The organism is Cupriavidus sp. 01T418, assembly GCF_056398885.1.
Genome location: NZ_JBFTQG010000020.1, coordinates 45,353 through 62,970, shown reverse-complemented (window position 1 = coordinate 62,970; position 17,618 = coordinate 45,353). Strand labels below are relative to the sequence as shown.

The 17,618-nt window shown below is 66.0% G+C and carries 10 protein-coding genes; 1 reads left to right on the top strand and 9 read right to left on the bottom strand.

The features are described from left to right. Positions 1–71 precede the first annotated feature (71 nt). Complete coding sequence (locus AC1DQ3_RS19955; protein WP_477121881.1) at positions 72–1,985, bottom strand: tetratricopeptide repeat protein; 1,914 nt, start codon at positions 1,983–1,985, stop codon at positions 72–74. A 230-nt stretch (positions 1,986–2,215) separates the two neighbouring features. Between AC1DQ3_RS19955 and AC1DQ3_RS19950 the strand changes: the two genes are divergently transcribed. Continuing rightward, positions 2,216–3,370, top strand: coding sequence for a hypothetical protein (locus AC1DQ3_RS19950; protein WP_477121880.1), 1,155 nt, complete (start codon positions 2,216–2,218; stop codon positions 3,368–3,370). A 148-nt stretch (positions 3,371–3,518) separates the two neighbouring features. Here the strand turns inward: AC1DQ3_RS19950 and AC1DQ3_RS19945 are convergent, their stop codons facing one another. From AC1DQ3_RS19945 to atpD, 8 genes are all read right to left on the bottom strand, one after another. Next, positions 3,519–4,670, bottom strand: coding sequence for a branched-chain amino acid ABC transporter substrate-binding protein (locus AC1DQ3_RS19945; RefSeq protein ID WP_477121879.1), 1,152 nt, complete (start codon positions 4,668–4,670; stop codon positions 3,519–3,521). Positions 4,671–4,814: 144 nt separating this feature from the next. Then, the gene (gene putA, locus AC1DQ3_RS19940) at positions 4,815–8,816 is read right to left on the bottom strand and encodes a trifunctional transcriptional regulator/proline dehydrogenase/L-glutamate gamma-semialdehyde dehydrogenase (protein ID WP_477121878.1); all 4,002 of its coding nucleotides are present in this window, start codon (positions 8,814–8,816) and stop codon (positions 4,815–4,817) included. Between the two features lie 182 nt (positions 8,817–8,998). Further along, complete coding sequence (locus AC1DQ3_RS19935) at positions 8,999–11,314, bottom strand: primosomal protein N' (RefSeq protein WP_477121877.1); 2,316 nt, start codon at positions 11,312–11,314, stop codon at positions 8,999–9,001. A gap of 571 nt (positions 11,315–11,885) precedes the next feature. Then, on the bottom strand, positions 11,886–12,983 hold the full coding sequence (gene hemE, locus AC1DQ3_RS19930) for a uroporphyrinogen decarboxylase (protein ID WP_477121876.1): 1,098 nt from the start codon (positions 12,981–12,983) through the stop codon (positions 11,886–11,888). 62 nt (positions 12,984–13,045) lie between these two features. Next, on the bottom strand, positions 13,046–14,002 hold the full coding sequence (locus AC1DQ3_RS19925; protein WP_477121875.1) for an alpha/beta hydrolase: 957 nt from the start codon (positions 14,000–14,002) through the stop codon (positions 13,046–13,048). Positions 14,003–14,054: 52 nt separating this feature from the next. Continuing rightward, entirely contained in the window at positions 14,055–14,477 is a 423-nt protein-coding gene (locus AC1DQ3_RS19920) for a CoA-binding protein (RefSeq protein ID WP_477121935.1), read from the bottom strand. Between the two features lie 1,151 nt (positions 14,478–15,628). Beyond that, on the bottom strand, positions 15,629–16,045 hold the full coding sequence (locus AC1DQ3_RS19915; protein WP_477121874.1) for a F0F1 ATP synthase subunit epsilon: 417 nt from the start codon (positions 16,043–16,045) through the stop codon (positions 15,629–15,631). Between the two features lie 139 nt (positions 16,046–16,184). Next, complete coding sequence (atpD, locus tag AC1DQ3_RS19910; RefSeq protein WP_477121873.1) at positions 16,185–17,588, bottom strand: F0F1 ATP synthase subunit beta; 1,404 nt, start codon at positions 17,586–17,588, stop codon at positions 16,185–16,187. Positions 17,589–17,618: the final 30 nt, after the last annotated feature.

Here is a 17,618-nt window from a genome sequence, read left to right as displayed (position 1 = left end):
CGTAAAAAAACGCCATCTTACAGGGATGGCGTTTTTTATCGCATCAAGATCGGAGCGCCTCCGTACAGACGCTACACGCCCCAGAACTTCCATGCCGGCCGGGTCGCACGCAAGCCGGCTTCCACGCGGGCGTACAGCGCGCGCGACTTGCCCTGTCCGGCGCCGCCCGCGCGCGCCTGGTCGAAATAGCCCAGCGCGGTCTCGCGCTGGTCCAGCCCGAGCGCGGCCTCGACGGCGCCGAGGTAGGCCTCGCTGTCCCAGCCGTCGCGTGCGGCAAAGGCCGCCTGGAAATCCGTCAGGGCGTCGGCGTACTGCTTCTCGCCGTTGCGGATCAGGGCACGCTGCAGGCGTGGGAAGGCCTGGTCCCGGGGATCGCCAGCGGTCAGCGCGATGGCTTGCTCGAATTGCGGCAACGCACGTTCGGGGGCGCCCAGGTCGCGCCAGATCACGCCGAACTCGTTGCACAGCCATGCGTCCTCGATCAGCAGCGTCCGGCGTTGCAAGGCCTCGATCTCGGCCAGCGCATCGGTGCGGTCATGCTGGTCCATGCCACCCACCGCGTTGCGCAGCAGCCCGGCGAAGTGCGCCCGGGCGTGGGCCAGCGCGTGCGCGGCCTGGCTGCGCTCCTCGACCGGCAAGGCATCGGCGCGGGCATCCATATGCGCCAGCGCATCGCGGGCGGCGGACGTCACTTCCGCACCGCCGATCGCTTTCCAGGTGCTCATCAGTCGGCTGAAGACCCAACCCACATTGGCGGGATCGCTCTCCAGCGGGTAGCGGTTGAGCACGTCGCCCGCCACATCCACGGCTTTCTGGTGCTGGCCGGCGGCTTCGAGGCATGCGAGCAGGTCGATCCAGTGCTCGATGAATTCGCTGACCGCGATGCCCTTTTCGTGCAGCGCGATGCGCTCCGCACGGTCGCCGGCGCCTTCCAGCCGGGTAGCCAGGTTGTGGCACAGCATGGAGTAAAGATGCGGATCGGCATCGTCGTAGCCGCCCTCGCCGCTGGCGAAGTACGACTCGAAACGCGCCAGGCCCAGGCGATAGGCCTTGATCAGGTGCGGCGTCAGCGCGGCCTCGGCGGCCGGCACGGCGTCCATGAACTCGGCCAGCGCCACGCCGGCGTTGTAGTAGCCGGTCGCGTCGGTGGCGTTCTCCACGAAGGCGAAGCGCAGCCACGGCTCGGCCTCGCCGGACTGGTGGCGCCATTCCAGTTCCCGCACCTGGGCCTTCGGGTCCGGTGCATGGCGCTGGCAAATGGCGAAATCGTCCCATGCACCGTCCAGATCGCCGGCCCGATAGCGCAGCGGCGCGCGGATGCGGCGGGCTTGCGGGTGGTCCGGCTGGCTGGCCAGCACGATGGCGGCCTGCTCGGCGGCCACGGCATCGCCCGCGTCTTCGTCGAGCTCGAGCAGGTCGGGATTGTCCAGGCCGATCCGCGCCAGGCACAGGCGCAGCATGGGCTCGGCCTGCTCGCCGGCGGCGTTCACGTGGGCCAGAGCATGGCGCAGGATGTCTTCGGCGCCAAGGTCGGGGGCGCGGTACAGCAGGTCATACCAATACGTGCCGGCACCGGCGAAATCGCCCAGCCGGTAACGCACCAGCCCCGCGTGCAAGCGCGCGCTCCACTCGCCCGAGGACAAGCCGTTGCGCAGCGCCGCCTCTTCCAGCCAGGGCAGCGCCTCCTGGACGCGTTCCATCCCCATCAGCAACATGCCGTAGCGATGCGCGATCACGCCGCGCGAGGACCAGCGGTGCGCCGGATGCAGCGGCAGCCCGGGCAGCTTCGCCAGCGCGGCGTCGAGCACGGCAAAGGCCTGCTGCGCGTCGCCGCGGTCAAAGTGCAGGCGGGCCCGCAGGCAATCGAAATCCACCACTTGCGGCTGCGCCTGCGAAAGCTGGTCGAGGATGGCCAGCGCTTCATCGTAGCGCTCAGCGTTGGCTAGCTCGATGGCGTGGTCGTAGCTGACTTCCTGCACGGACACGGACTGCTCCTTCTGGGTGGATGTGCGAGTGCGGAATTATGGGGCATTGAGAGGTTTCATGCCCCAAATTCAAAAAGCTGCGATTGACGGGGCACGGGCAGCTTGCCTACCTTGGACGCAGGACACCGATATCCCGCCGCAAGTAATCGCATGCCAACATGCTCATGAAGATACGACTCGCTGTCGGTACTTTGGCCGCCATTTCGTGCCTCCTGCTAGGGATAGGCTCCTTGACTTCTGAAAGTTCGTCCGAAAAGGAGAGTTCCCTTACATCGGCGTCCCTCCGGCGGGTTGTGCCGGCTTCCTCCCCCCAGCAAGGCAGGATCGAGACGACGGCCCCAAATCATGCTTCGCTATTTGAAGGCACCGATCTTGAAGGCCTTCGGCACCACTCGGACAAGATCACTTCGGATCGCACCCTCACGCCAGAGCATAAATTCGATCTGCTTTGGGCAGACTTCCAAGATGCGGGGCGCCGCCCGATTGTCGCCAAGTTTTTGCTTGACACGATGAGGTTGCTAACACTCCGGGCCACCGCGGAAAGAGTGTCGAAAATAGAAGACACCTTATACGGGAGCGTTCACGAGCAGCAGGTCAAACGCGCCCTGGTCAACCTGTTGGCGTCGCAATATGAAACTGATGAAGCGTTGACCCTCACGGAGCAATCTCGCCTCGGTGTCAACCCTTTGGTTGCTGCCACTCTCGCAAAAGCCGCTCGCTCGCCGGACACCGAAATCTCGCATCAGGCCGTCATGCAATATACGCGAATCGGTTTTTTCCCCGATACGCTCCCAATCCTGAATGCGGCTTTGTCCAATGGCGCAATAAGTCGCTCCGAATACGCCAGGGAACTGGGTTTCCTCCTGCCCTTGATCCAGGAACCCGAGGCACAGCGACTCGCGCTACAAGCTATTACGCATTCAGGCGTACCTGGTGGGCTCACTGCGGAGGATCTGGCGACCGTGGTGCTTTTGCCTTATGCGCTGTCATCGCTGCACCTGGACACGCTGAGCCAAATCCAGAAACATCTCGCGGAGAACCAGCCAGTTTTCCCGGATGCCCTTGCCACAATTGATTTCCTCGACCTGGTCCGCTACAGCGATTGGTTATCTGCCATCGCAGCAATCGAAGCAAGACTTTCAGGCGGCAGCACAGTGGATCGCATCGCTACCTTTGTCATGCAAGAGGGGGCCGATCCGCGTGGACTTCTCGCGGTTGTCGCGTCTCCCGCAGCGGAAGCTGTAACGCGGATATTGGCGCAGCGCGGGCAAACAGCAGCCGCGCAACAAAAGCTCGCCCTGCTTTCATTGGAAGTGCCCAACGATGTCGCCATGGCGCGCATGATCAAAGAGGCGCAAGACATCATCGGGCGCCGGCCGCCTTAGAGCACCTTAAAGCGGCGCGATCGCATGCCCTGCGACGCGCAGCCATCGGCATGCTGGACATCGCCCGGCACAACATAAGAAAACGCCGTCCCCAACGGGACGGCGCCAGATAATAGCCGCTGATCGCTCCCTGTTCGGGAGCCATGGCTTACTTGCCGCCAACCGTCTCCAGCACGGTCCACTTGCCGCCAACCACCTTGTAGACGGTAATACCGCCGTCCTTCAGGTCGCCGCGCGCGTCGTAGGCCAGCGTCTTGGTGGTCACGCCTTGCATATTGGTGGCCGCCAGCATCGGCAGGTAGCGCGCCGGATCGGCCGAGCCGGCCTTGACCATGGCGGTCATCATGGCCGTGGCGCCGTCATAGGCGTACGGCGAGTAGGTCTGCACCTTGCTGCCGAAGCGCTTTTCGTACTTTTTCTCGTAGGCGCTGCCACCGGGCATCTGGTCCAGCGGCAGACCGGCCAGCGACACCACCGTGCCTTCGGCCGCGGGGCCGGCCAGCTTCAGGAAATTGTCGGTCTTCGACATTTCGCCCGATACCACCGGCGACTTCATGCCGAGTTCCTTGACCTGCTTGGCCATCGGTGCCGATTGCGTTTCCGCGCCGCCGAAGAAGATCACGTCCGGGTTGCTGCGCTTGATATTGGTCAGCACAGCCTTGAAGTCCACCGCCTTGTCGTTGGTGAACTCGCGGCGCACGATCTTGCCGCCGGCAGCCTTGGCCGCCTTCTCGAACTCGTCGGCGAGGCCCTGGCCGTAGGCGGTACGGTCGTCGACGATGGCAATGTTCTTGGCGCCCAGCTTCTTCACCACGAAGGCACCGATCACCGAACCCTGCTGGGTGTCGGAGGTCATCATGCGGAAGGTGGTCTTGAAGCCCTGGTGGGTGTACTCAGGCGCGGTGGCCATGGCGATCTGGGGGATGCCGGCGCGGTTGTAGACCATCGAGGCCGGGATGCTGGTGCCGGAGTTGAAGTGGCCAAGCATGCCCTGGATACCGTTGTCCACCAGCTTTTGCGCAACCACCGAGCCGGTCTTGGGGTCAGCCGCGTCGTCTTCGGAGAGCAGTACGAACTTGACGTCCTTGCCGCCGATCTTGGGCTTGGTGGCGTTCATGTCCTCGATGGCGAGGACGATGCCGTTTTGCATGTCCTTGCCGTATTGCGCCTGGCCGCCGGTCATCGGCGCGGCAAAACCCAGTTTGATTTCCTGCGCCTGGGCGAAGGCGGCCGAGGTGGTGCACAGGCTGGCGACGGACAGGGCGACGGTCAGGGCCGTCTTCTGGAAAGTCGAGTTCATCAGTTCTCCTTGGTGGCTTTTGAATAGCCTTGCTGCGCTTTTGGACGCGTCCGGGTGTGGCGCGAAACGCTCCCCCGATTTTGAAATACGCGAGAATCGCGGGATCACCGCTGCCTCGCGTCGCTTCGATCAACGGCCGGCCGGTCAGCCGATCGTCATCAAACTGGCATTGCCGCCCGCCGCCGCCGTGTTGACGGACAGCGAACGCTCGATCAACAAACGCTCGATGGCTACATTCGGTTCACCGTGGGCCAGGCCTTGCACCGAAATGATCGGGCCCGCACGCGTGGCCAGCTGTTCGCACACGGCGCGCAACTGGTCGGAATCGCCGTGATGCAACACCGCGTCGAATTTCGCGTCGCCGGCGGCCCAGTCGGGCACCAGCCGGACGCGCGATTGTACTGCCTTGGGTAGCCGCGCAAACAGCGCCCGAGTCATGTTGCTTTCGGGCCACACAGCCTGGCTGCCGGCGGCCAGCACCGCTGCCAGCTGGGTGGCCAGGTCGGCCTCCTGCTGGGCCAGGCACAGCACGGCCGCGCGCGGCAGCAGCGTGTAGGTGTTGCGCTCGCCGGTCGGACCGGGCAGCGTCACCGACATGCCGGCGGCCGAGGCAGCGGCAAAGCGGTCGCACACCACCGCCAGCTCGGGCAGGGCCGCGCTCTCGCGCAGCGCCCATTCCTTGAGCGTACCCAGTGCATCGGCCAGCGCGCGGCGCACCGGCCCGCTCTCGCCGGCACCGCCGAGCGTATCGGAGGCGCGCACCACGCGGACCACCGCGTCCTGCGGGCAAACCGACAACAGGCGGTGCAGGTAGAGCGGGCCGCCGGCCTTGGGGCCGGTGCCGGACAGGCCTTCGCCGCCAAAGGGTTGCACGCCCACTACCGCGCCGACGATATTGCGGTTGACGTAGAGATTGCCCACTTCAGCGCGCTCCACGATGTGCTCGATGGTCTCGTCGATGCGGGTATGGATGCCCATGGTCAGGCCGTAGCCGGTGCCGTTGATCTGCGCAAGCAGCGTGTCGAGGCCAGCGCGCGGGTAGCGCACCACGTGCAGCACAGGGCCGAAGACTTCGCGCTGCAGCTCCTCGATGCTGTCGAGTTCGATCAGCGTCGGCGACACAAAGGTGCCATGGCGGCAGGATGCACTGGCCGCGGCGTTCGGATCGGCCTGGTGCACGCGGCGGCCCTTGGCGCGCATGGCGTCGATATGGCGCTCGATGTTGTTGCGCGCTTCCTCGTCGATCACCGGGCCGACATCGGTCGACAGGCGGTCCGGATTGCCCATGGCGAGTTCATTCATGGCGCCCTTGAGCATCTCCAGCACGCGGTCGGCCACGTCCTCCTGCAGGCACAGCACGCGCAGCGCGGAGCAGCGCTGGCCGGCCGAATCGAAGGCGGAAGTCGCCACGTCGCCAACCACCTGCTCGGCCAGCGCGGAAGAGTCGACGATCATGGCGTTCTGGCCGCCGGTCTCGGCGATCAGCGGAACCGGGCGGCCGGCGGCGTCCAGCCGGCCGGCGACGCTGCGTTGCAGCAAGCGCGCCACTTCGGTGGAGCCGGTGAACATCACGCCCTTGACCCGGGCGTCGCCCACCAGCGCGGCACCCACGGTCTCGCCGCGGCCCGGCAGCAGCTGCACCGCGCCGGCCGGCACGCCGGCCTCGCGCAGCAAGCGCACGGCCTGCGCGGCGATCAGCGGGGTCTGCTCGGCGGGCTTGGCCAGCACCGTGTTGCCGGCGGCCAGCGCGGCCGCGACCTGGCCGGTAAAGATGGCCAGCGGGAAATTCCACGGACTGATGCAGACCACCGGGCCCAGCGGGCGATGGGTATCGCTGGAGAAGGTCTCGCGCACCTGGGCGGCGTAGTAGCGCAGGAAGTCCACCGCCTCGCGCACTTCGGCGATGGCATTGGAGAAGGTCTTGCCGGCTTCGCGCACGATGATGCCCATCAGGGACTGCATCTGCCCTTCCATCAGTTCGGCGGCGCGTTCCAGCGCGGCGGCACGGACATCGGCCGGGGTCGCCTGCCAGATCGGCGCGGCATTGACGGCGGCCTGCAGCGCGGCTTCCACCTCGGCCATGCTGGCTTCGGTGACATGGCCGACCACGTCGCGCAGGTCCGACGGATTGCGCACGGGAGCGGGCTGGTTGGCGTCCGTGCCCACCGCAGCCTCCGTATCCAGCAACGGCACGGCGCTGACCGCCTCGCTGGCGCCCGCCAGCAGCGCCGACGACAGCGAAGCCAGGCGATGCTCGTTGGAAAGATCGATGCCGGCGGAGTTGGCGCGCGACTCGCCATACAGGTTGCGCGGCTGCGCAATGCGCGGGTGCGGCAGGCCAAGGGCGCCTTCCTCGGCATGCATGCGCTCGACCACGGAGACCGGATCGGCCACCAATTCGTCCAGCGAGATGCTGTCGTCGGCGATGCGGTTGACGAAGGAGGTGTTCGCGCCGTTTTCCAGCAGACGGCGCACCAGGTAGGCCAGCAGCGTCTCGTGCGTACCCACCGGCGCGTAGATGCGGCACGGGCGGTTGAACTTGCCCTCGGCCAGCGGACCGACCACCTGGTCGTACAGCGGTTCGCCCATGCCGTGCAGGCACTGGAACTCGTACTGGCCGGGGTAGTAGTTATGGCCGGCGATCTGGTAGATGGCCGCCAGCGTGTGGGCGTTATGGGTGGCGAACTGCGGATAGATGACATCCGGCACCAACAGCAGCTTGCGCGCGCAGGCCACGTAGGACACGTCGGTATAGACCTTGCGCGTGTAGACCGGGTAACCTTCCAGCCCGTCCACCTGGGCGCGCTTGATCTCGCTGTCCCAGTAAGCTCCCTTGACCAGGCGGATCATCAGGCGGTGGCGGCTGCGGCGGGCCAGGTCGATCAGGTAGTCGATCACGAAGGGGCAGCGCTTCTGGTAGCCCTGCACCACGAAGCCAATGCCGTTCCAGCCGGCCAGCTCGGGCTCGAAGCACAGGCGCTCCAGCAGGTCCAGCGAGATTTCCAGGCGGTCGGCTTCCTCGGCATCGATATTGATGCCGATGTCATATCGGCGCGCCAGCAGGGTCAGCGACTTCAGGCGGCCGTACAGTTCGCTCACCACCCGCTCATGCTGCGCGCGGCTGTAGCGCGGATGCAGCGCCGAGAGCTTGATCGAGATGCCCGGGCCTTCGTAGATCCCGCGTCCGCGAGAGGCCTGGCCGATGGCGTTGATGGCCTGCTCGTAGGAGGCCAGGTAGCGCTGCGCGTCGGCCTCGGTCATGGCCGCCTCGCCCAGCATGTCGTAGGAGTAGCGGAAGCCCTCGGCCTCGTACTTGCGTGCGTTGGCTAGCGCCTCGGAGATGGTCTCGCCGGTGACGAACTGCTCGCCCATCAGGCGCATCGCCATGTCCACGCCCTTGCGGATCAGCGGCTCGCCGCCCTTGCCGATGATGCGGGTGAGCGCATTGGACAGGCCGGCCTCGGTATGGGTGGCCACCAGCTTGCCGGTGAACAGCAAGCCCCAGGTGGCGGCGTTGACAAAGACGGAGGGACTCTGGCCCAGGTGCGACTGCCAGTTGGCGCCGCTGATCTTGTCGCGGATCAGCGCGTCGCGGGTGGCCTTGTCGGGAATGCGCAGCAGGGCTTCGGCCAGGCACATCAGCGCCACGCCTTCCTGCGAGGACAGGGAGAATTCCTGGATCAGGCCCTGCACCAGCCCTTCCCGGCCCGTGCCGACCTTGCGTTCGCGCAACCGCGTGGCCAGGGCCCGGGCCATGGCCAGGGCGGCTTCGGCCTGTTGCTGCGGCAGGCGGGCCTGCTCCAGCAGCACCGGCACGCACTCGGTTTCCGGGCGGCGGTAGCCGGCGGTGATGGCCGCGCGCAGCACCGACTGCGGCTGCACGCTCTGGGCAAACTCCAGGAAGGGTTGTACCGCGCCTTCGCCGGTCCCCGCGTCAAAGCCGTCGGCACCGTCCGCCGCACCTTCGCCCCCCGTACCCGCAGCACCGGTCTCATGCGGGATGTGGCCACGCTCGACTTGTTCCAGGTAAGCGAAGATCGCTTGCTTGATCAGCCAGTGCGGCGTGCGGTCGATCGACTGGGCAACGCGCTTGAGGCGCTCGCGGGACGCGTCATCGAGTTTGACGCCGAGGGTGGTGGTGGCCATGCGCTTGATTCTCCGTAAGACGCGAGCGCCGGTTCCCGATACCGCGAGGAACCCGGCAGATGGGCGCGATCATACTCTGGGGCAAACCGTAGGTGCAACTTAGTACAACCACTCATATCGATCAAAAATATGGGTTGCACCGTACCTGGTGCTGCGCTGGCCTCGGCGCATCCGAATCGCAATCAAATTCGCAAGGGATCGATCTCCAGCTGCCAGCGCACGCCTTTGGCATCGGCCACGGCATCGCTGAAAGTCTGTACCCACTCGCTGATAAAACGTTGCAGTGCAAGACGTGACGTACTTTCTACCAGCATCTGCGCGCGCTCCCGGTTGAACACGCGCACCATTGACATCGGCACCGGGTCATGGAGTTGCACCTCCGCTGCCATACGGCACGCATCGGCCCGGTTGCGCGCGCTCTGCAGGAAGGCCAGCGCGCGTTCCAGCTGGGCGTGGTCGGCCGTGACAAGCACCTGGTAGGCAAACGGGGGCAACCCGGCCTGCCGGCGCTCGCGCAACTGCGTTGCCGCGAATCCATCATAGTCATGGCGTACCAATGCCTGCAATGCCGATGCATCCGGATAACGCGTCTGGATCAGGACTTCACCAGCCAGCCCTGCCCGTCCGGCACGGCCGGCCACCTGCATCAGGGAGGCAAACAGGTGCTCGGCGGCGCGGAAGTCATGGCTGAACATGGCGGCGTCGGGATGAACGATGCCGACCAGCGTCACCCGCTGGAAGTCGTGCCCCTTGGCCACCATCTGCGTGCCGACCAGGATGTCGACCTCGCCCGCGTGCACTTCGTCGAACATGGCCTGGGCGCTGCCCTTGCGGCGCGTGGAATCGGCGTCGATGCGGGCAATGCGCGCTTGCGGGAAGCGCGCGGCCAGGGCCTCCTCGATGCGCTGAGTGCCTCGACCGAGCGGCGCAACATCCACATTTCCACAGTCCGGGCAGTGATGGGGCACCGGCGACTCCAGGCCGCAGTGGTGACAGCGCAGGCGGCGCTCCGGCCGGTGCAGCACCAGGTAGGCCGAGCAGCGCGGGCAGCCGGAGAGCCAGCCGCAGCTGTCGCAGGCCAGCACCGGGGCGTAGCCGCGCCGGTTGAGGAAGAGCAGGCTCTGCTCGCCGCGCTGCAGCCGGGCGTCGATGGCGTTGAGCAAGGGCACCGACAGGCCTTCGTAGAGCGCGCGCTGGCGCTGGCGCTCCTGGTTGATATCGATCAGGCGCACCGTGGGCAGCGTGGCATCGGTCTGGGCGCGCTCGCGCAGCACCAGCTTGCGGTAGGTGCCCTGCTCGGCCCGCCACCAGGATTCCATCGACGGCGTGGCCGAGCCCAGTACCACCGCGGTGCCGAGCTGCTTGGCACGCCATACCGCGAGATCGCGCGCGGAGTAGCGCAGGCCCTCCTGCTGCTTGTAGGAGGTGTCGTGCTCCTCGTCGACCACGATCAGCGCCAGGTGCGGCATCGAGGCCATGACCGCCAGGCGCGTCCCCAGCACGATGCGGGCCTCGCCGCGGTGCGCGGCCAGCCATTGCAGGGTGCGCTCCTGGTCGGCCAGGCCGCTGTGCAGCACCGCCAGCGGCAGATGCGGGAAGCGCGCGGCGATGCGGCCCTGCAATTGCGGCGTCAGGTTGATTTCGGGTACCAGCATCAACACCTGCGCCTGTGTGTCGCGCACCAGCACTTCGGCCATGGCGTGCAGGTAGACCTCGGTCTTGCCGCTACCGGTCACGCCATGGAGCAGGAAGGGCGAGAATCCCGCGGCCTGCGCGATCGCCTCCACGGCCACGCGCTGCTCATCGTGCAGCGGCGGTGCGGCGGACGGCGCGGCTGCCGCGGGCGTGCCGAGCAAGGGCTGGTCGGCACGCTCGGAGCTTACCCAGCCGGCCTCGCCCCACTCGGCCAGGCGCGGGGGGGCAGCGCTGCAGAGGACGCGCGCCTCGGCGGCGGACAGGGCCTGCCCGTGCGCGGCGGCGGCCACCAGCGCCTGCGCCAGCGCCAGCACGGTGCGGGCGCGCGGCGGTACCGCGGCCAGCAAGGCCGCGTCCTGCCCCGGAACCACGCGGTAATGCTCGCTGCGGGCGCGCAGCGACAGCCGTGCCCAGCCTTCGGCCTCGCGCAGCGCGGGCGGCAGCGCGGGCAGCATGACCTCGCCCAGGCAGCGGTGGTAGTAGCGGGCTGCAAACTCCGCCAGCGCGATCCAGTGCGCCCCGAGCGGCGGCAGCCAGTCAAGGTGCTGGGCAACGGGGCGCAGGCGCTCGGCAGGTACGTCGGAGTGCGCACAACGCGATACCGCCACGCCCACCAGCATGCGGCGGCCGAACGGCACCGCCACCAGTTCGCCGGGCTGCACTTCCGGGCCGGCAAGATAGTCGAAGACGTCGTCGGCCGGCGTATCGAGCGCCACCTGGACCACGGTCGCGGGTTCGCCATCCGCGCCGGACGAACTTGCCGGCGCAGCTGCGGTGTCCTCAGGGATCGCCGCCGACGTCACACCGAGGCTCCCGGCCCGGGGAACGAGCGCAGCGGCAGGTACGGGCCAGAATGGGGCAGGCAGGCCCGAAGCGTGTGCAGACCGGCGCCGAACGGCTTTTCGGCCCAATTCAGTGTGCGGCGCAACATCAACTTAAAGTAACGCTTCAAATATGCCCCTAAGTCGATGATAGATCGCTGGTTTTCCCGGCGCCGGACACGGCCTGTGGATAACTTTGTTGAAAACTCGCCCGGAGTTCCCGCCAAGGCGCGTAAAACAAGGCTTTCATGGGCATGGCAGACCGAGCCGGACCAGATGCAATCCCTTGCAAATCAAGGACTTGGAGACCCCCCTCAGATGAGTTAAGGACTAACCCGCTCTTGCACTGCGGAAAACCCATTGATGTGCATAAGTCAAGCCTTGACAAGCGCGAACCGGCACCGAAAGGGCGAAATATTGCAAAATAGTTTACTTGACAGCGCTTCTTGCAGGCCTCACCCGGCACCCGCCCGCGCCAGCGCGGTGCGCGAGGCCGGCTCGCTGCGCCGCACAGGCTGTATCCTCGGGCCGGAAGGATGACGTGCACCACCTGTCACCTCGCGGCGGCACGCAGCTGCCGGCTGTAGCGATGTACCTCGTCCACCAGCACCGTCACATTCTCGGGCGGCGTGAACTGGGAAATGCCGTGACCGAGGTTGAAGACGTGACCATCGCTACCGCCGCCGGCGGCATAGCTATCGAGTACACCACGCACCTGCTCGCGAATGGCGGCCTCCGGCGCAAACAGCACATTGGGGTCGATATTGCCCTGCAGCGCAACCTTGCCGCCGGTGCGGCGGCGCGCCTGCGCCAGGTTGACCGTCCAGTCCAGTCCCAGCGCATCGGCGCCAATGTCGGTGAGTTCTTCCAGCCACAGTCCGCCGCCCTTGGTGAACACGATGGCCGGCACCTGCTGGCCGTCATGCTCGCGCTTCAGGCCGGCCAGCACCTGGCGCATATAGGCCAGCGAGAACGCCTGGTACATGCCGTCGGCCAGCGTGCCGCCCCAGGTATCGAACAGCATCACCGCCTGCGCGCCCGCCTCGATCTGCGCGTTCAGATAGGCCGAGACAGCCTTGGCATTGATCTCCAGGATGCGGTGCATCAGGTCCGGGCGGCTGTACATCATGGCCTTGACCGTGCGGAAATCGGAGGAGCCGGCGCCTTCGACCATGTAGCAGGCCAGCGTCCAGGGGCTGCCCGAGAAACCGATCAGCGGCACACGCTGGCGGCCGTCCTGCACCAGGGCGCGGCGGATCTCGCTGACCGCGTCGAACACATAGGAGAGCGAGGCCATGTCCGGCACGGCCAGTTTCCTGACATCACCTTCGGTGCGCAATGGGTGCGCGAAACGCGGCCCCTCGCCTTGCGCGAACGACAGGCCCAGGCCCATGGCGTCGGGCACGGTCAGGATGTCGGAGAAGAGGATGGCCGCGTCGAGCGGATAGCGCTCGAGCGGTTGCAGGGTGACTTCGGTCGCGAAGGCCGGGTTCTTGGCCAGGCCGAGGAAGCTGCCGGCACGAGCGCGCGTGGCGTTGTATTCGGGCAGGTAGCGCCCAGCCTGACGCATCAGCCACAGCGGGGTGTACTCGGTCGGTTGCCGGCGCAGCGCGCGCAGGAAGGTATCGTTCTGCAATGCGGTCATGGTCATCCTCGTAAGACCGCCATTTTACGGGATGGCCGGTCGCTGCCGGCGGTCTTGTAGCCGCCTGCTCAGATATCCGCCGCCAGTTCCTTGAACGCCAGCGCGGCGCGGCGCATCCATTCGCGCGCGCGCGGCACATCGGGCTGCAGCCGGGCAAAGCCATGCGTCATGCCGCTCGCCTCCAGCGTGATCACCGGCGCGCCATAGCGCACCAGGTAGTCGGCATAGGCCAGGCCGTCGTCGCGCAGCACGTCGTGTGCCGCGACCATCACCACGCTGGCCGGCGGCAGATGCTTGGGGGCGGCGCCCATCAGGTGGATGCGCGTGTCCTCGATGGCGGCGCCGGCGGCGAGGCGCTCGGCACCGATGAACGCGGTCCAGAACCACGCCATTTCGTCACGCGTGAGGCCAGGGCCATCCGCGAAGGCGCGATAGCTCTCGGTGGCCAGCACCGGTGCCGTCACGGGATAAATCAGCAACTGGGCGTTGACCAGGCCAGGACGGGCATGCGCATTGGCCCAGCGCGCGGCCTGCGCAGCCAGATGGCCGCCCGCGCTGTCGCCGGCCACGGCCAGGAAGGCCGGGTCCAGGCGCAGGCGTACGCGCTGCTCGGCGAACCACAGGGTCGCTTCCAGCGCATCGTCGCAGGGCGCGGGGAAGGGATATTCCGGCGCCAGCCGGTAATCCACGCTGGCGACCGCGCAGCCGGTATCGGCAGCCAGCAGCGCTGCCACGCTGCGGTGCGTGTCGTGCGAACCGACCACCCAGCCGCCGCCGTGGAAGTAAACGATCAGGCGCGGCTCGGCCACGCCCGCCGGCCTGAACAGGCGCGCCGCCAGGGTGCGTCCCGGCAACGGGATCTCCATCTCGGTGGCCACGATGCCATCGGGGTCCGGCGTCATGGAAGTGGCCGCGATTTCGGCGAAGCGCGCGCGCAGGCCTGATGCATCGGCCGGCACCGGCTGGCCGGCATAGCGCTCGGCGAGCCGGCGATAGTAGTCGAGGAGTTGGGGATCGATGGCCATGGGCTTGGTGCTGGCTTGCGCTGGTTCAGGCTGGTTGGCTAGTGTAGCGGCATCAGGGGGCGAGGCGCATCAGTTCGATCTTGCTGCAGCGGTCCTGCACCGCCAGCAAGCCGGCGGCGCAAGCCCGGCCGAAGGCGTCGTCATTGACGATGCCGAGCTGAAGCCAGACGCCACGGGCACCTATGGCGATGGCGTCCTCGACCACCGGCGGCACGTCGGCCGCGCGGCGGAAGATGTCGACCCATTCGATGCGCTGCCCTGACTCAGCCAGCGCCGCGGCGGCATCGACCAGGCTGGCGTGACAGGTTTCGCCCAGGATGCGCTCGCCGGCATGACGTGGATTGACCGGCACGATGCGGTAGCCGTGGCGCTGCAGGAAGGTGGCCACCTGGTGACTGGCGCGCTCGGGCTGGTCGGACAGGCCAACCACCGCTACCGTCTTCAGCGCCAGCATGCCGCGTATGGCGGTTTGCATCTCGCTCACGTCTGTTCCTTCTCGTTGGGTTCGGGGAATTTGTCGCGGTCGGTGCCGGCCGGGCGGGCGCAGCTCAATCCATTGGCCGGCTGCACTCAGCCCATCGGCGGAGACCGCGCCCTCGAAACGCGCACCATAATGAGGCACAGGATACTCGGCGGTCGCATTAACGACGTCGCGCTCGTGGGCACGCAACCGTCCTGCCGCTGTCAATTGGCCATCGAGTTGACGGGGCGCGGCGGCGCGTATTGAATCGTAACGCACGGTGCCGTCGAGCCCGCCGGTTCCGGCATGCGGAAATATCGTCAGCGATACCTGCACACCGCCGTCGACTTCGCCTTGCCACGGTATGCCTTTGGCGGCTTGTGGCCCGGTGGCGCAGACGAAGCCGCCAGCCGGCAGCGAGGCAGTCGACAGGGCCGCAATGCCAGGCGGGACAAGGCTTTTCGCGGGATGGGCGGGGGTTGGGGCGACAGGGGAAACGGCAGAGGAAAGCGACGTGGCAATCGTTGGCCGGACCGCATGGCGGATGGCGAGTTCAGCGAAAGCTATCGTCCCGGGTCATGTGGTGATGTTCCCGGCGCCCGGAGATGCAGGCGATGCCAAGCGCACTAATTCGCCCGTTTAGACGTCTTTTTAGTTACAGCGCTTTCAACTTATTGCAAACCGATACATTTTGTTACTGCCATCCTCAAAAGTTTCCCCCACAATGCCCTAACACAATCAGTTTTTGTGAACGGCGCCTCTCCCTCCAAGAGAAAGGGAGAGCGTCATTGAAGAAAGCCTAAGGAAGCATTCCCACCCAGATTGACCGGATCGCAGGCGATGCCTGCGGTCGGTGTATCAGGTTGAGTGAGATTGGCGCGCACTGGTTCTGGCTGGTTGGATCGTCTGAACGCGATCGATACCGCTGACCAGTTGATGGACCACCAAGAAAGTGGTTGGCGCCTGTTGGTTGACCTGGACCTTACCCGTTCCTTCGAATTGACCCCTCGAAGGGATTTTCCCGTCCGCGCGGAGCCTCCCCGGCCCGCGCGCTTTTTTTTGTCCTGAGCGACAGAATAATCGTTGGGATTCAAAAAAGGCAGCCTTCCGGCTGCCTTTTTTTCGCCGCTGCCAAAAAACAACAGCCGCGGCGCTACTACTTTTTCTTACCGTTTCCGACGCAGGCGCGCGATGGCCGCCAGTTGCGCAGTAGCAACAGCCAGCTCGCCTTGCGCACGTGCCAGGTCGAGGTCGCCGCTGTGGTTCTGCATCAGCTCCTCGGCGGCGCGCTTGGCTGCCTGCGCCTTGGCTTCGTCGAGGTCGCCGCCGCGGATGGCGGTATCCGCCAGCACGGTGACGTGCTTGGGCTGGACTTCGAGAATCCCGCCGGCCACGAAGACGAACTCTTCGCTGCCGTCTTCCTTCTCGATGCGCACCGCACCCGGCTGGATACGCGTAATCAACGGCGTATGGCCCGGCAGGATACCCAGCTCGCCCGACTCGCCCGGCAACGCCACGAACTTCGCCTGACCGGAGAAAATCGACGATTCGGCGCTGACGACGTCTACAAGAATGGTTGCCATGTGAATTCCTTTAGTCCCTGAAAGCTTCGGCTTCCCGTTGCCAGGAAGCAAGTATTCCGCCTCCAGGCTGAGCGCGGCCGCCGCCGACATTGCTGTCCACGGCAACCGCCACTATGGCGCTGAAAGCGAAAGACGCCGCTTACTGGAGCTTCTTGGCCTTCTCGAAGGCTTCGTCGATCGAGCCGACCATGTAGAACGCCTGCTCCGGCAGGTGATCGCACTCGCCGTCCACCAGCATCTTGAAGCCGCGGATGGTTTCCTTCAGCGAGACGTACTTGCCCGGCGAACCCGTGAACACTTCCGCAACGTGGAAGGGCTGCGACAGGAAACGCTGGATCTTACGAGCGCGCGACACCGACTGCTTGTCTTCCGGCGACAGTTCGTCCATGCCCAGAATCGCGATAATGTCGCGCAGTTCCTTGTAGCGCTGCAGCGTTTGCTGCACGCGACGGGCCACGTCGTAGTGCTCTTGACCCACGACCTGCGGATCCAGCTGACGCGAGGTCGAGTCGAGCGGATCGACGGCCGGGTAGATACCCAGCGCGGCGATGTCACGCGACAGCACGACGGTCGAGTCCAGGTGCAGGAAGGTGGTGGCAGGCGACGGGTCGGTCAAGTCATCCGCTGGCACGTACACGGCCTGGATCGACGTGATCGAGCCGGTCTTGGTCGAGGTGATGCGCTCTTGCAGCTTGCCCATTTCCTCGGCCAGCGTCGGCTGGTAACCCACGGCGGAAGGCATACGGCCCAGCAGTGCGGACACTTCGGTACCGGCCAGCGTGTAGCGGTAGATGTTGTCGACGAAGAACAGGATGTCACGGCCTTCATCGCGGAACTTCTCGGCCATGGTCAGGCCGGACAGTGCCACGCGCAGACGGTTGCCCGGCGGCTCGTTCATCTGGCCGAACACCATGGCCACCTTGTCGAGAACGTTCGAGTCCTTCATTTCGTGGTAGAAGTCGTTCCCTTCACGGGTACGCTCGCCCACGCCGGCGAACACCGACAAACCGCTGTGCTGCTTGGCGATGTTGTTGATGAGCTCCATCATGTTCACGGTCTTGCCGACGCCGGCGCCACCGAACAGGCCAACCTTGCCGCCCTTCGCGAACGGGCAGACCAGGTCGATCACCTTGATGCCGGTTTCCAGCAGGTCGACCGAAGGCGACAGTTCGTCGAACTTCGGGGCCTTCTGGTGGATCGAGCGCAGCTCGTCCGATGCGATCGGGCCGGCCTCGTCGATGGGACGACCCAGCACGTCCATGATGCGGCCCAGCGTGCCGTGGCCAACCGGTACCGAGATCGGGGCACCAGTGCCCTTCACCGACATGCCGCGGCGCAGGCCGTCCGACGAACCCAGGGCAATGGTACGCACCACGCCGTCACCCAGCTGTTGCTGCACTTCGAAGGTCAGGCCCTTCTCGGCGAACGAGGCTTCGTTGCTGTCTTCCAGCACGAGCGCTTCATACACCTTCGGCAGCGCGTCGCGGGGGAACTCGATGTCCACCACGGCGCCAATACACTGCACAATATTTCCGATACTCATTTCGTATCTCCGATAGCTTGAATACTTGAC